At 39.1% G+C, this 15,524-nt stretch carries 11 protein-coding genes and 1 pseudogene; 6 read left to right on the top strand and 6 right to left on the bottom strand.

Annotated features, from left to right (window positions below):
• Positions 1–147: 147 nt before the first annotated feature.
• Entirely contained in the window at positions 148–1,662 is a 1,515-nt protein-coding gene (locus BMY13_RS15630) for an amidase (protein WP_092505717.1), read from the bottom strand.
• 594 nt (positions 1,663–2,256) lie between these two features.
• On the opposite strand from BMY13_RS15630, the gene BMY13_RS15625 reads away from it, so the two are divergent.
• Together BMY13_RS15625 and BMY13_RS15620 are read left to right on the top strand one after the other, a co-directional pair.
• On the top strand, positions 2,257–3,264 hold the full coding sequence (locus tag BMY13_RS15625; protein WP_092505715.1) for a DUF3231 family protein: 1,008 nt from the start codon (positions 2,257–2,259) through the stop codon (positions 3,262–3,264).
• A 6-nt stretch (positions 3,265–3,270) separates the two neighbouring features.
• Entirely contained in the window at positions 3,271–3,762 is a 492-nt protein-coding gene (locus tag BMY13_RS15620; protein ID WP_092494412.1) for a hypothetical protein, read from the top strand.
• Positions 3,763–3,817: 55 nt separating this feature from the next.
• Here BMY13_RS15620 and BMY13_RS15615 read toward each other — a convergent pair whose 3' ends face one another.
• Complete coding sequence (locus BMY13_RS15615) at positions 3,818–4,984, bottom strand: D-alanyl-D-alanine carboxypeptidase family protein (RefSeq protein ID WP_092494413.1); 1,167 nt, start codon at positions 4,982–4,984, stop codon at positions 3,818–3,820.
• A gap of 426 nt (positions 4,985–5,410) precedes the next feature.
• On the opposite strand from BMY13_RS15615, the gene BMY13_RS15610 reads away from it, so the two are divergent.
• The 4 genes and pseudogenes from BMY13_RS15610 to betB all read left to right on the top strand — a co-directional run bounded on the left by BMY13_RS15610 (position 5,411) and on the right by betB (position 9,368).
• Positions 5,411–6,478, top strand: coding sequence for an amidohydrolase family protein (locus BMY13_RS15610; RefSeq protein WP_092494414.1), 1,068 nt, complete (start codon positions 5,411–5,413; stop codon positions 6,476–6,478).
• Between the two features lie 14 nt (positions 6,479–6,492).
• Positions 6,493–6,849, top strand: a complete 357-nt coding sequence (locus BMY13_RS15605) for a Rieske (2Fe-2S) protein (RefSeq protein WP_092494415.1) — start codon at positions 6,493–6,495, stop codon at positions 6,847–6,849.
• Positions 6,850–6,863: 14 nt separating this feature from the next.
• Positions 6,864–7,857 (top strand): annotated as a pseudogene (locus tag BMY13_RS15600) (NAD(P)/FAD-dependent oxidoreductase).
• A 38-nt stretch (positions 7,858–7,895) separates the two neighbouring features.
• A complete protein-coding gene (betB, locus tag BMY13_RS15595; protein WP_092505712.1) occupies positions 7,896–9,368 on the top strand; it encodes a betaine-aldehyde dehydrogenase in 1,473 nt (490 codons plus the stop codon).
• A gap of 359 nt (positions 9,369–9,727) precedes the next feature.
• Here the strand turns inward: betB and BMY13_RS20085 are convergent, their stop codons facing one another.
• The 4 genes from BMY13_RS20085 to rlmD all read right to left on the bottom strand — a co-directional run bounded on the left by BMY13_RS20085 (position 9,728) and on the right by rlmD (position 15,329).
• A complete protein-coding gene (locus BMY13_RS20085) occupies positions 9,728–9,802 on the bottom strand; it encodes a putative holin-like toxin (RefSeq protein ID WP_425445165.1) in 75 nt (24 codons plus the stop codon).
• Between the two features lie 368 nt (positions 9,803–10,170).
• On the bottom strand, positions 10,171–10,584 hold the full coding sequence (locus tag BMY13_RS15590; RefSeq protein ID WP_092505710.1) for a helix-turn-helix domain-containing protein: 414 nt from the start codon (positions 10,582–10,584) through the stop codon (positions 10,171–10,173).
• Between the two features lie 794 nt (positions 10,585–11,378).
• Positions 11,379–13,514, bottom strand: coding sequence for a type IA DNA topoisomerase (locus tag BMY13_RS15585; protein WP_092505707.1), 2,136 nt, complete (start codon positions 13,512–13,514; stop codon positions 11,379–11,381).
• A gap of 318 nt (positions 13,515–13,832) precedes the next feature.
• Complete coding sequence (rlmD, locus tag BMY13_RS15580; RefSeq protein WP_092505705.1) at positions 13,833–15,329, bottom strand: 23S rRNA (uracil(1939)-C(5))-methyltransferase RlmD; 1,497 nt, start codon at positions 15,327–15,329, stop codon at positions 13,833–13,835.
• Positions 15,330–15,524 lie beyond the last annotated feature (195 nt).

Raw genomic sequence — 15,524 nt, 5'->3', positions numbered from 1 at the left:
ACGAACCTAAGCACTCAATCATCATTAGAACAAGAGAAAGCAGCATAAAAGAAAATTCTCATTGTGTCGCAGTTCAAATCAATTACAATGGTTAAAAAGCATCAATCTTTTAAGAAACGTCTTCAGTAAAAAACTTACAATCTAGTATTAGTCGATTTGGGCTGTTTTATACGGTAACATCGGATTTCCATTCATCCCAACCCAAATATTGGATTGCTCCAATTGAAACGCTAACTGCAGGAGCATGTCCTCTGCACCTTTGGACGCCATTACCTGAACGCCTAAAGGAAGACCATTTTCCGACTGATAAACCGGAACGGACATTGCTGGTTGTCCTGTCAGATTCGCAAGCTGTGTAAATGGTGTATAAGTTAAACTTGGCAGAAACATGTCATAAATCAGTTCTTGCTGTTGTGACTTATCTACCTCTCTAATTTGCTTCACAAGATTTCTCTTCTTTGTTTCTGAATGGGACAACTCACCAATTTTCGGTGCTGTAAATGCTGTAGCTGGTGTTATATATAAGTCATATAATTGATGAAAAGCAGCCATTTTTGCTGCTGCGACATCCCATGAAGCCAGACTTGCAGAGAACTCAGCTGCTGAAACAGATTTCCCAGCCTCATTCAGCAACCAAGTTTCAACCTCAACATCCTCAGCAGTCAGTGGTCTGCCGAGCGATTTTTCAAGCTGTTGAATGACAGAAGAGATTTCACCACTATTCATGAGATAGTAATCTTTCATTAATTGAATACCATCTACATCATTTTCTTTTTCCTCAACAATATGCCCTTCATTTTCCAACCATTTAACTGTCTTTTCTACAGCTATGCTGGCATCCTCTGAAACAGGGGTGTCTACAGGTGATTTCGTCGTATAAGCAATTCGAAGTGAATTATTAAATGGCTCTTTCATATTGTCCTTGTAACTTCCACTAAATAGCGGTGTATTAAATGCCGCTGCTGGCTCTACAACTTGAAGATTATCAAGCATTGCAGCACTGTCACGTACACTTCTGCTCAGTACGAAGTCAATTGCCGCACCTTGCCATTGACGCCCTACTCCTGGACCAACAGGGGTACGTCCGCGAGTTGGTTTTAGTCCAAATAAGCCAGTGAAGGAAGCAGGAATTCGAATTGACCCACCACCATCACTTGAACCAGCAACAGGAACAATACCAGCAGCAACTGCAGCCGCAGATCCCCCACTTGACCCTCCTGATGAATGGTCCTTATTCCATGGATTTCGTGTCGGTCCATATAGTTCAGGCTCGGTAATGTTTTTCAATCCAAATTCAGGTGCATTCGTATGCCCCATAAACAATACTCCAGAATCACGAAGCCTTTTCACAAAATTTGAGTCATACTCACTTATTGTAGCCCCTAGTAGTTTAGATCCAGACGTGATCGGCTCACCCTTTAGTGATTGTGAAAGGTTCTTTAATAAGAAAGGAACACCAGAAAAAGGTCGATCTGCACTAAAACTGTTTACTTCATTTCTTACACGTTCTTTTCGATTATGTACAACAGCATTTAAAGTTGGATTAACTTTCTCCAACTGCTGGAAACTTAGATCCATCAACTCAGATGGGTTAACTTTGCTTGCTTTAATTTGTTCTGCCATTTCAGTAGCATCCATTGTCAAGTATGTTTGAAGGTTCATTAACTCACCCCAGATATTTATTATTTATATTGTATCATTTCATTCAACAGTTTCCATTTTATAGCATTTAAAAATCATATATTACTTTCCTTGTTATCCAATCCTCAGATTGAATGTTTCCCATTACTCTAGATTCTTATACTGGATACCTGACTGTTTGTGTATAAGAGTCTTATTTATAGCCAAACTAATAACGAAATAGTTTGAAGGGGGAAAGAAGGCGAACGCAGACCATTAACAGCCCTCGAATGGCCAACCTTTTCTTTAATCTTCTAAGTAATGATTCGGGCATGGATACGTTAACAGGCTTCAGTTAGGTTGTACAATTGAAGTAAGTGAAGAAATAAATCATAAAAGGCATCAAGATTACAGAAAAACATGTTAGTGTGCGGAGTTGCTGCCATTGGTATTAGCTTCTAAGGAACGAGTAAACACCAAACATTAGAAGAGAATCAGCTACACAATATACAAGGCTCAGATCTGAAATCGCATTATTTTCCGAGGATGGTGCAAATATAATTACAGATAATGAATGGCTTGAAGAGCCGCCGCGTATGATGGATCGTGAGGAATTAGTAAAGGAGAAGTGAACATATGGAAAATCTTAAGAAAAATATCCCTTTAACCTCTGCGGAAATCTCCAGCCTATGGACTTCCTATCAAAATGAGACAATGACGATATGTGGATTAAAATATTTTCTGCAACACGTTGACGATGATCAAATACAATCTATCCTTGAGCAAGTACTAGCCGTATCAGAAGAAAATAAAAGTAAATTGACGAACTTCTTTAACGCTGAGAACTACCCTATCCCACACGGATATACGGAAAAGGATATAGATTTACAAGCTCCACGGCTTTTCGCAGATAAGCTTTATCTTGAGTACATGCTCAATTTAACAATCTTATTACTTGCTGCATATGGGACAGCATTAGGACTTGCTGAGCGGACAGATGTGATTAAGTATTACTCAAATTGTCTAAATACAACACAAGAATTACATTCTAAGATAAAAGAAATGTCAAAGGAAAAAGGGATTTATTTACGCTCTCCAAAAATTCCGAAGCCTAGGCAAATCGATTTTGTGAAGAAACAAAAATTTTTAACTGGTTGGTTTGGTGACCGCAGACCACTTCTAGGCATTGAGATTGCTAACCTTGTTTTCCACGCAAAGCGCAATGCTCTTGGACAAGCAGTTATTGCTGGATTTAGTCAAGTCGCTAAATCCAAAGAAGCAAGACGTTACTTTGAAAGAGGCAGGGATATTTCTGGCAAACACGTTAATATTTTTACTTCCATCCTGCATGAAGAATACTTGTCTAATGGAACATTGATACTATTATCCGAAGTAACTGATTCTACAGTTCCACCTTTTTCAGACAAACTCATGATGTCGCTTGTAACTCTACTTACCGCATCTGGAATCGGTCAATATGGTATGGCCATGTCAGCTAGTCCTAGACACGATTTAGGTGTCCATTATACCCGTTTAATAGCAGAAATAGCACACTATTCCGATGATGGGGCAAACATCATGATTAACAATGGATGGCTAGAACAGCCGCCAATAGCAGCAGACAGAAAAGAACTGGCAGACTAAATAACAATGGAAAAACAATACGGGAAAAACAAAGACAAATTAGAAAAGCTGCTATGGAGTATTGCCCTACCTGGATTTGGACAGTTATTAAATGGTAAGTATCTTAAAGGAATTATCTTAATTACACTCGAATTTGTTGTTAATGTTTTTGGGCATTTTAATCAAATAATCCTACTTAGCTTTAATGGTAATATCAGTGAAGCCATTGAACAAACCAATTACCAATGGTTGATGTTTTATCCATGTCTATATTTCTTCGCGATGTGGGATGCTTATAATGACGCAGAGGGAGAGAGTAAGCCGTATGCATTTATGCCATTCGTGTTTTCAGCTTACTTTGTAACAGTTGGTTTAATCTATTCGCAAACGTTTACTATTTTTGGACATTTAATTGGGCCAGTATGGCTACCAATAATCTTTTTAAATTTTGGTCTGCTTATAGGTGGGGCTATACGATGGGTGTTGTTGAAGCGACTTGAAAAAGGTCATAATACATAAAGGATTCCATGCAAATGCATATACATAAGCGGGAATCCTTTTTGTTTTATTTCATTTATATTCTTTTCCGACTATAGAACAGGACTAATAAACTTAAAACAATTATGATCGCAGTTATTACTAACATGGGGAAATAATCACCAAACATTGAATTTGTCTTAATATCCTTATTCACAGTACTAGACTCATTAATTTTTACTCGATCAGATAACTTATCAAGATGGTACGAATTAATGATAGTGCCATCTTCCCTTACAATATCCAAAGTCCCATCCTCATTCACTTCTCTATTCACCTGTTCACCCTGCATATGGGTAAATCTCAATTCTTCAGATGTTTTATATGTTTGTTCACCAGCTTTAAATGTAGTCCCTTTGGCAACGCTGGATCGCTCAAAGTTTTCAAATCCATAGTTTAGCAGATTTTTAGTATCATTGTATGAAGCGGACGACAAATTACTATTCAAAGTAATTACTATGAGGTTCAAATCATTTCTCTCTGCTGTAGTTGCGAGGGTGAAACCGGACTTACTTACATATCCTGTTTTACCACCTGTAGCGCCTTTATACGGAATAACTTGCCTAACTAATTTATGATGTTTCAAGAGGGTTGTATCCCAAGATTCACCATTCCATTTCAATTCTACTGTACCAAAAATATCCCGAAACGTTTGGTTTTTCATAGCATATTTCGTAATTTTGGCTAAATCTTCAGCTGTAGTAACGTGATTTGGATCATAAAGACCATGAGGATTTTCAAAATGTGTATATTGTACACCAATTTCATTTTTTAAATATGCATTTAAGTCCGTTGAAAATTGTTCAACACTCCCGCTTAAGTGTTCCGCAATAGCCACACCGGCATCATTGCCAGAATTAATTAATAATCCCTGAACAAGCTTTTTGAGTTTAACTTGTTCCCCTTCATTCAAAAAAACGCTTGTACCTTCTTCATCGCTAGCGTTCTCACTTACAGTTACAACATCATCCAAGTCACCTATCTCTATTGCATAGATTGCGGTTGCGATTTTGGTAAGACTTGCTGGATACATGGATGATTTGGAACTTTTTTCATAAAGTACAGTACCGGTTTCTGAATCCATTACAATTGCAGCTTCGCTAACCACAGATGGCCGCTCCTCACCAGATCCAGCATGTGCATATGCCAGGGATGGTGAGCTTAAGATTACGATGACCACTACGAATAAGATGATTCTATTCACAATTACACCTGCTTCTTAGTTGATATATATTTTTATTGTATATTATTTTCACTGATATTTTGTCCAGATTAATTAATTGTTATTTGATTGTAACAGGAAAATAAAGGGAATATTTTCATTTATTCAGAAAACTCGGCACTTGTTAAATAGATTCTTATGAAAGTGTATTTTGCTTTCTTGGAACCCCTTATACTTTGTACAAGCCTTAATGGTGAATGGCTAAGTTGCACTTATTCAGTAACAAAACCCTCTGATGCCCAGATCACGAAATATTAGGAAAACCGTAAATGTATTTCTAAGGTTTACTGACGTTTACTGAACGTCACTGAGTCCACTCAGTGTTACTCACGGTTCTTTACGCCGTTTGGGCAATAGAAAGATGACTGTTAGTGTACTAGTACTAGGAAACAATTGGGAGGATTTAGAATGAATAACAACCAGCAATCGCCAAAAAAAAGAATTATTGACGTTGATATCCATGAAAGTGTCCTGTACAAAGATTTATTCAAGTATTTAGACAATCCTTACAGAAGGTATATAGAGGATGCAAATTGGATTCAGGAGAAACATTTGCCGTATACACAACCCTCTGTGGCGGGTGTGAATCGTGCTGATGCAAAAACACCAGATGGCGGAATAGCAGGGTCTGATCTACCCTTCATGCAGGAACAACTGCTTGATGACATTGGTCATGAGTACGGTATTCTCACCGGTGCCTTGGATCCTTCACCATCATCTATGCACGGATGGTATGAGATGGCGACAGCACTAGCTTCTGCCTATAATGACTGGCAAATAGAGAATTGGTTAGAAAAAGATGAGCGTTTGTACGGTTCTGTACACATTAACGCCGAAGACCCAAGTGGAGCCGTTCGTGAAATAGAACGCGTTGGTTCACATCCGAAAATGGTTCAAATATTGCTGCCTATTGATGATAAGATGTGGGGCGATCCTTATTTCCACCCCATATATGAAGCTGCCGAAAAACACAATTTGATGATCGGCATGCATCACAATGAGCCACCTATTTATTATGGTAAATGGCCAAGATACTTTATAGAATGGCACAGTCTTCTGCCAACAACACACATGATGATGGTCACAAATATGATTTTCAATGGTGTTTTCGAGAAGTTCCCAAACCTTAAACTTATGATGATTGAAGGCGGCTTTACTTTTGTTCCTCACTTAATGTGGAAGCTTGATCAGCAGTATACTGACCTTCGTCACGAAGTACCGTGGATTAAAAGAAAGCCCAGCGACATTATGAAAGAACATGTCCGGTTTTGCACCCAGCCATCAGAAGAATTAAATAAGAAGGATTTCTTATCCGTACTTGATCAGATGGGTTCAGAAGAAATGATCTGCTTTGCAACGGATTATCCGCATTGGGATTTTGATTCGCCACATCGAGCCATACCGAATTTTGACCCTGATTTAAAGAAAAAGCTATTTTCCGAAAACGCCAGAGCATTTTATCCAAAATTAAAATAAAGGAGGGATAACATATGAAGGAACAAACTGTCTGTCACATCGATGATATGCAACCGGGGGAACTTAGAGAGTCTGTAATAGGACGAATTTCTATAGTAGTTTGTAAGACTCTAGATGGAGAATTTTACGCATTTACAAATAAGTGTATTCATCAAGGTGGCCCTTTAGCCAAAGGTAAACTTTGTGGTGCTCCCCAGTCTGATAACCCAGGTGAATATACATTTTGCCAGGATGGGGAAATTCTTCGTTGTCCTTGGCATGGACGTGAGTTTGACGTAAAAGATGATGGCCGCATGCTAGCTAATCCAGAACGTAAACTGCCAAGCTTTCCGGTCAAAATAGAAAATGATTATGTAATCGTATATAAATAATTGGAGTGGTTTTTGTGCATCAAGAACAACACATCCATGACGTGACTATTATCGGAGGAGGTCCCGCTGGATTATTTGCGACTTTCTATGGAGGTATGCGCGGAATGGATATTCACTTAATTGAAAGTCTGCCAGATCTGGGTGGACAGCTAACTGCATTGTATCCCGAAAAGTACATCTATGACGTTGCTGGCTTTCCAAATGTAAAAGCCAAGACGCTAGTTAAACAGCTTGAGGAACAAGCATTAGCATTTGATCCTGATATATCCTTAGATACAGCTGTAACACATGTAGAAAAATTAGACGATAAATTATTCCAAATAACAACAACAAAAGGTGTATACTTTTCAAAAACAGTAATAATCAACAGGCGGAGTTGGTGCCTTCCACCCACATCGTCTGCCTATTGAAAATGCTATAGAATATGAAGGTTCACATCTGCACTACAGTGTTAGTGATATCGAAACATTTCGGAATAAGAGAGTTCTGATTTCAGGTGGAGGAGATTCAGCTGTTGACTGGGCATTAACGTTACAGTCTGCTGCTTGCGATGTTACATTAGTACACCGTCGTGACAAGTTTCGTGCCCATGAACAAAGTGTAAAACAATTACAAACATCCGATATTACCTTATTTACTCCTTATGTTATTAATTCTTTATCAGGGGAAAATGGAGAACTGAAACAAGTAACAATTGGGAATAAAAATAGTTCAGAGGAAATTAGTTTGGACATTGATTCGCTAATAGTTAGTCATGGATTCAAGTCAAATCTAGGACCTATCCAGGACTGGGGAATAGAATTAGAGAAAAAATCTATCATTGTCAATCCAAAAATGGAGACGAATATTGATGGTATTTATGCTGCCGGTGACATTACTAGCCACGAAGGCAAAGTAAACCTGATTGCCCTAGGATTCGGTGAAGGGCCGATAGCTATTAATCACGCAAAGTCATATATTGATCCCAAATCACGCGTTCAACCCAAGCATAGTACTAGCCTGTTTTGACAGCAAACCGATAATTTACAATGACAGGAGGATTCTGAATGTATAGTAAAAAGATGTTTATAAATGGGGATTGGATCCAGCCACACAATGACCAAACCCGTGATATTATTAATCCCTTTAACCAGGAAGTCGTCGCCACTGCTGCTGAAGGTGATAAAGCAACTGCACAAGAGGCTGTCAACGCTGCTAGAATTGCTTTTGATAACGGGGATTGGCGAAATACTTCTGCCACAGAGCGCGGAAAGCTTATATTTAAGGTGGCTGATTTTATTGAACGCGACAAAGAAGAACTAGCTGAGCTAGAGACACTTGATACAGGGAAAACAATAGCAGAAAGTCGTGCAGATATGGATGATATTGCTGGAGTTTTTCGTTATTATGCTGGACTAGCTGACAAAGATGGTGGAGAAGTTATTGAATCACCTATCCCTAATTCCTCGAGTAAGGTCGTACGTGAACCAATAGGTGTATGTGCACAAATCACCCCATGGAATTATCCGTTACTCCAGGCTTCATGGAAGATAGCACCTGCACTTGCAGCTGGTAATACGGTGGTATTGAAACCGAGTGAAATCACACCACTTACTACCATAAAAGTTACTGAGTTAATCGAAGAGGTTGGAATACCAAACGGTGTCTTTAATTTAGTACTAGGTGCTGGAGATACGGTCGGCCAAGAGTTAGTTGATAACAAGATGGTCGACCTCGTATCCTTTACTGGAGGTATTCACACAGGAAAGAAAATAATGAAAGCTGCAGCCGATTCCATGAAAAACATTGCTTTGGAGCTTGGTGGTAAAAATCCAAATATCGTTTGTGCCGATGCTGATTTGGAAACTGCATTGGATCAGGCACTTAACGCAGCTTACTTCCATGCCGGTCAAGTGTGTTCCGCTGGTTCCAGGTTAATCGTAGAGGATAAAATCCACGATTCCTTTGTATCTCAATTAGCTGAGCGTGTTAAAAAAATTAAGCTTGGCAATGGGTTTGATGAGACGACACAATCCGGGCCAATGATTTCAGCCGAACATCGTGAAAAAGTGGAAAGCTTTGTAGCAATTGGGAAACAAGAAGGGGCAACTTTACTCGCAGGCGGAGAGCGCCCTGATTCCCCTGAGTTACAGAACGGCTTCTTTTATAGGCCAACAATTTTCACAGATTGCACAACAGATATGGAAATCGTCCAAGAAGAAGTATTTGGACCTGTACTAACAGTTGAGCGTTTTACAACCAAAGATGAAGCAATCCAATTAGCTAACGATTCCATTTATGGCTTAGCAGGTGCAGTCTGGACAGAAAATATGCTTAAAGCTAATCATGTAGCTGCCGAACTCCGCATGGGAACGGTATGGATTAACGATTTTCACCCATATTTCGCCCAAGCACCCTGGGGCGGCTACAAACAATCAGGGATTGGTCGGGAATTAGGTAAACCTGGCCTTGAAGAATATACAGAAGTAAAACACATCTTCCTAAACACTAAGCCCGAGCCGATATATTGGTTTAAATAAGTTCTTTATTTCAATAACCGATGATTTAAAGGCTGCCACAGAAGGTCGTATCAGAGTCCTTTCTATGGAAGTCTTGCATGATATTCCAGATATAAGATTAAATAGCATTTGAAAGGTATATCGTTAGCCTATTACAAATTTGGCCACAGAACTTTCATCCCCTTAGGCAAGTTAATGAACGGATAAAAGTTTCTTTGTATAGATAGCTTGATTAGGATTACTTTCATAATGTTCAGGAGGGAAGTTTTGGTGCCTGTTATAAGATTGTTCGATTTATATTAGCTTTTTCTCGCCGTAAAACACTTTATGTTTAGCCAAGCAAAAATAACTACCCTCTATCCTGCTAGGCTTATGGGTGGTTATTTTTTTTGGTCTGACAGAACCGCCACAATTAATGACCCAAAAGTGATCATTAGTACAAGCGTTTCGAACACTGTCACCTGCCACCATCCCCTCTCACTTTTAAGTCAGGGTAGTGAATCGCCATTTGTGAAAGCTTTATTGTGTAGATTTGTTGGTTATCTTATTATTAATTTATCATTTTACTCGATATATTCACTCTAAAATTAATTCTTTTTCGGGTAATCCATTTGCGACTTAAATACCCTTTCCTCTATCTTGCCATTTATAAATAGTTGTTTATTTTGCAATTCAAGGTCTGTTAAGAATTATTACCCTCCCATAATGTTTTTGATACTTACTTTATAATTTTAATATATATAATGATATGGGCAGACCTGCTCGTCTTATTACATTTATTATTTTTAAAAGCGCAAAAAAAAAGCCTAAGCGACAAAACTCCTTATTCTTCCAAGTAAATACACTGGCTTAACGGCGGGGATCCTAACACAATCCAAATTTTGATAAACAACTCTAATCGTGGCTGAGACACGTTGTTAAATATTTTGCTTATATTTGGCGGTTGCATCTCCAGTTGGTCAGCCACATCTTTAATATAGATATTTTTATTTTTAGCTATTTCTTTAAATCTGTTCTTCACTTTTGCCTGTGCATTGTTTTTAATCAATGGGTTAACCTTATTAAAATGTTTTATTTGTTCTACTTTATCCACTATACAACCCACAACAAACTCCTCAGTTTTATAATTGTCACTTCTATTTTTGTCTCTGTGGCGATTTATTAAATTTTCCAGTTCTGTTATTTCTCTTATTTGTTCATATGTTTCATCATTTAATTCAATAGTAATTTTTTTCACGTATAAATCACCTCACTTTGGGACAATGTATAGTTGAAAGGATGATAAAAAATGATTAAAAATAATGATAAAGAAGATGTTATAGAAATAATCCATGAAACATTTGATAAAGGTAGAAATGGGTAATATTAAATTCAAGAAATTGTGGAGTTAAGCGAATTAACCTTCTGTTTATTAATACAAGACTCAGGTATAGTTCCTTAACTCCTTTCTGTTTTAATGTAAACTCTTTATAAGAATATATTCTATTTCTTCTGGAAAATTCCTTTGCGATTAATATACAGAAGAGCCTGATTACAACTGTATCACTTAAATGATTTAATATTACCGAGTATCAATCAAGTGGAACTGCATCCTTTCTTCTACCAGGAGGAAGTGCGCCAGTAATATGAAAAGCATGTCAATATGAACCGACCATCTTGCTCGATCCAAGAATATAACCATTCGACTTCAATTTCGTAAAAGTCAAAGTAGCGGACTATATCTATTATGTTAGAATATCCATATCAGTCACATTTATGAACAAGTTCCACGTTATTTTTTGAAATGCAAGATAATTGTTCATTATCCGAATCACTTAACAATACTGAAGCTAGGAATAATAGTTCAATATTTTCCTCATCTATTGGGACTTCGATCAACGTTTTGAATACTGCTTGTTCTAATTCAGTTAAGCTACCACTATCACCTTACTAACAGATCCTTCCACATCAAGAATTTAAGGGCGTAACCAGATACAAATCCCATGTCCTCGCTGTATAAGCTCTACAGTGGATGGCAGGAAAATTCTTTCTTCAAGCATTCTTTGCAAATTCAAATTTAATCTTATAATCTTCATCTAGTGTTAAAGCTGTACTAAACGTTTTCTTTCCCTTAAATCCTTTTAGAACTTTCGTCCGCTTCATCTCACACAACGTTTTAATCATATTCTTCGTTAACGTTTTTCCGGCTAACTTTTTCGGAAAAGTTACTTTGCACCCTTCTTTGTAAGCGGAACATCCATAAAATTTGTATCGATCCATAATAGATCCTGTAGGACAGGAAGGACATTTGGCGATAGGATCATTCCATTTGCTTTTCTCTCCGGTGCTTCGAACGTTAACCTTTTGAATCGAGTCGGGGATTTCTTGAATTAATGTTTCAATAAATTGGCTTGTCTGTTTAATAAATACTTGTTTCGATCCTTCACCGCTGCCGATTTTCTTTAAGTATGATTCCCATTTCGCGGTCATAGAGGGGCTTGATAATAGCGTTCCTTCAATCGCTTCACAAAGCATAATTCCTTTATCTGTGATAGACACGTTGTTTCTTTTCACTTCAATATATTTCTGTGCCTTAATCGTTTCAATAATACTTGAACGAGTGGCTTCTGTTCCCAAACCTTCAACTTCCTTTAAAATTTCCACATCTTCCTCATCATCCATGAGCTTTCCGCAGGTTTTCATCATATTGATCAGTTGACCTTCTGTGTACGGCTTCGGCGGCTTCGTCATACTTTCCTTAATATGAAGTCGTGCGCCTACCTGCTCACCATTTTGGACATACGGAAGATTTGCTTCCTTCTCCTGTTTTGCTTTAGACGACTTTGGAAATAGCTCTTTCCAGCCGCTTTTCACTTCTCTTTTGCCTGTAGATTTAAAGGGTAAGTCATAAACATTTGTAAAAATCGTAGTCTCTTCATACACGTAGTCCGCATGGAACATCGCGAGGGTCGTGGCCAGAACTTCATGATAAATATTAAGTTCTTCATAGCTTAGTCCAGTCAGCTTTTTTTGAGAGGGGACTGATTTTGTCGGAATGACCGCATAGTGTTCCTGAACCTTGCTACTGTTTACATACCGTTTATTGGGTTTTAGGGACGCAGGTTTGAACGAAATGTTCAACACTTCCTGATACGAATTCAAGTTATCCACTAAATAAGCAAATTCATGTTCGGTTATAAAGTTACAGTCTGTTCGTGGATAGGTGACAAGGCGCTTTTCATAGAGTTTTTGCAACGTCTTGAGGACTTGCGACGGTGTATATTTCCAACGTCTGTTGGCAACACTTTGCAGGGTGGAAAGCGAATGCAGTTTAGGTGACTTTTGATGTTTTGTCTTTTTGTCTGTATTTTGGACAATCCCTATTAAATCCACCTCTTCTTTGAGCCCATACTCATCCAAAAGTGCCTGCACCTTTGTCTTATCCTTTTCCTTAATCTCAGCCAACCCTTGATATATACCTGCCTCCGATTGAAAAGACCCCTCAATCTGGTAAAAGGGTTCGGATTTAAAGTTTTCAATTTGCTTGTGCCTTTGATAGATTAAATAAACTGTAGGAGACTGGACGCGTCCAATCGATAAATAGCTTGGGAAACCTTTTTTCTGCAAAAGCAAAGTAAACAAGCGACTAGCATTGATTCCAACCATCCAATCACTGATTTGACGGGCTTTCGCTTCATCAAACAACCGCAAATCCCTTTCGTTGTTTTGTAAATTCTTAAATCCTTTACGTACTTCATCTCTCTCGAGAGAATTAATCCACAAACGTCGAATAGGCATTCCTTTTACACCCGTTAAGCGAAGAATACTGTAAAAAATATTCGACCCTTCCCGATCGACATCTGCCGCATTCACAAGCACATCCGCCTGCAGGAATAACCTCTTGACCGCTCGAAACTGCTCCCACTTTCCTTTAGAGACCTTCTCATGGAACCTCTCTGGAACAATCGGCAGTTGATCAAGCTTCCACTTCTTCCACTCGGGCTTATAATCATGGGGTTCATTTAATTCAACCAGATGGCCGACTCCCCACGTGATTGTCGCACCATTTGGGAATGTATCATCTGGCTTTAATTGAATGTAAGTTTTCGTTTTTTCCAAAATCGTAAAGGCCTCTGCATATGCTTTTGCCTGAGAGGGTTTTTCCGCTAAGATGACCACTTTCGTCATGGTCTCTCCTCCCTTCAATGAACTTAATAGTACTATGAGATATGATTGGTATTCACCCCTTGAAACCCTTCTTTCACGAACATATGTTTCCATTAATTATACCCCGTTCAAATACTTAAATCAATGATTAACGCAAATATTTTTTTATTTTTCAAAATAATTTCGTGTAGCTTGTTCCAGATACTTGAAGTGCCACATAAACCCTTTGTTCATGTGACACTCCGCATCTACCTCATTTTCGTCCCTCACATAAAAGCGATAGCGTGAAAATCTGTAAGGGGGAACCAGCAGACCCTCTTTTCTAACATTTCAATAAAGTTATCGGTTACCTGCTTCTTCTTTTAGTACTAATTTTGCGACCGCTTCGACATGCGCCGTCTGCGGAAACATATCCACCGGCTGAATACCTTCAACCGCATAGCCGTTCTTCTCCAAGTACTTCAAATCCCGTGCCTGAGTCACCGGGTTACAAGACACATACACTACCCGCTTCGGCTGCAGCTTCACCATGCTGGATAAGAACGCTTCGTCACTCCCGCTTCGTGGCGGATCCATTATCACCACATCAGCTTTCTCACCACGTGCTGCCATCTTCACCATGAACTCCCCGGCATCGCCCTGATAGAATCGGGCGTTTTTCACACCGTTGCGCTTTGAATTATGGATAGCATCACGAACCGCATCATTATTCAACTCCACACCAATGACCTTTCCGGCTTTCTTACTGGCAATCAGACCAATAGTGCCGATGCCGCAATACGCATCCACCACAGTTTCCTTTCCAGTCAGCTCTGCCATGTCAATTGCCTTTGCATACAACTTTTCCGTCTGGACCGGATTAATCTGATAGAAGGATTTCGCCGAGATATCGAACTTCAGTCCGCAGAGTGTATCTGTTATGGTACCCTTGCCAAACAGTACTTTTTCTTGCTTGCCCAGAACCATACTGGTGTCCCGGTTATTGACGTTCAGCAGGATAGTCGTAATTTCTGGATGCTCTTTTCTTAGTGCTTTCACAAAATTATTACTGCCCTTGAACATAGGTGAAGCAGCTACCAGCACTACCATGATCTCACCGCTTTTCTTTCCGACCCTCACCAATACGTGTCGCAAAAATCCCTGCCCAGTGTCTTCGTTGTAAGGCTGCATTTTAAAGGACTTCATCATCCCCTTGATGGTTTGAATAATCTCATCCGCTTTTTGATCATGGATGATGGACCTTTCCATTGGTATTATCTGATGAGTATTTTCAGCGTATAGCCCACATATAATCTGCCTTTTTTTATTCAAACCGAATGTCATAACATTTTTGTTACGGTAGTAAAACGGAAGCTCCATGGTTATGATTGGCTCTGGTTTTCCGAAAGGCTTCATTAGTTCATCTATAATTTTCTGTTTGAAACGCTTTTGGGCATGCTCATTCATGTGCTGAATGTGGCACCCCACGCCCTCGTAATAAGATGAGCGCGATAAATTGGCACGGTCTTCTGAAGGTTTAATCACCCGCTTCAGCTCTGTATCGAAAAAACGCCCTTTCTTAGAAATGTTCACCTCAGCCGTCTCACCAGGCATTAGATGCGCTACTTCCAATTGCTTCCCTTTCCACTGAACAATGCCTTTTCCATCATTGGTCAGACCTGAGCAGGTTACCTCTGCGGTTGCGTTTTTCTGGCTACGCTGACGCGCATTATTCGCCGTATGCTTGCCTTTTGATTTGCCGCCTTCCGTTCGACTCCCACGTGCCACGTACTGTTTTTCAGATTTATTGTGCTTTTTTCCCTTTTTTCTATATTCGCTATTCTTTTTTTTAGTCATAGGCACTTCCCATCTTTCCTTCTTCTTTGACACCTCATTATATAATACACAAAGCCAGCAAGTAAAACGAACTATCGTAAAAATCGCCTTGGTCACTCTCAACACAAAAATTGTACAGAAATCTAACAAGAGAGAGAACAAAAGCGAGCGCCTGTTCAGCGCAGTATGGACTGCGCTCAGCGCTGCGGGTGGGTC

The organism is Virgibacillus subterraneus, from assembly GCF_900110695.1.
GTDB lineage: Bacteria > Bacillota > Bacilli > Bacillales > Amphibacillaceae > Lentibacillus > Lentibacillus subterraneus.
Note: the sequence above shows the minus strand (reverse complement) of the source record. Positions and strands in the feature narration are given on the sequence as shown.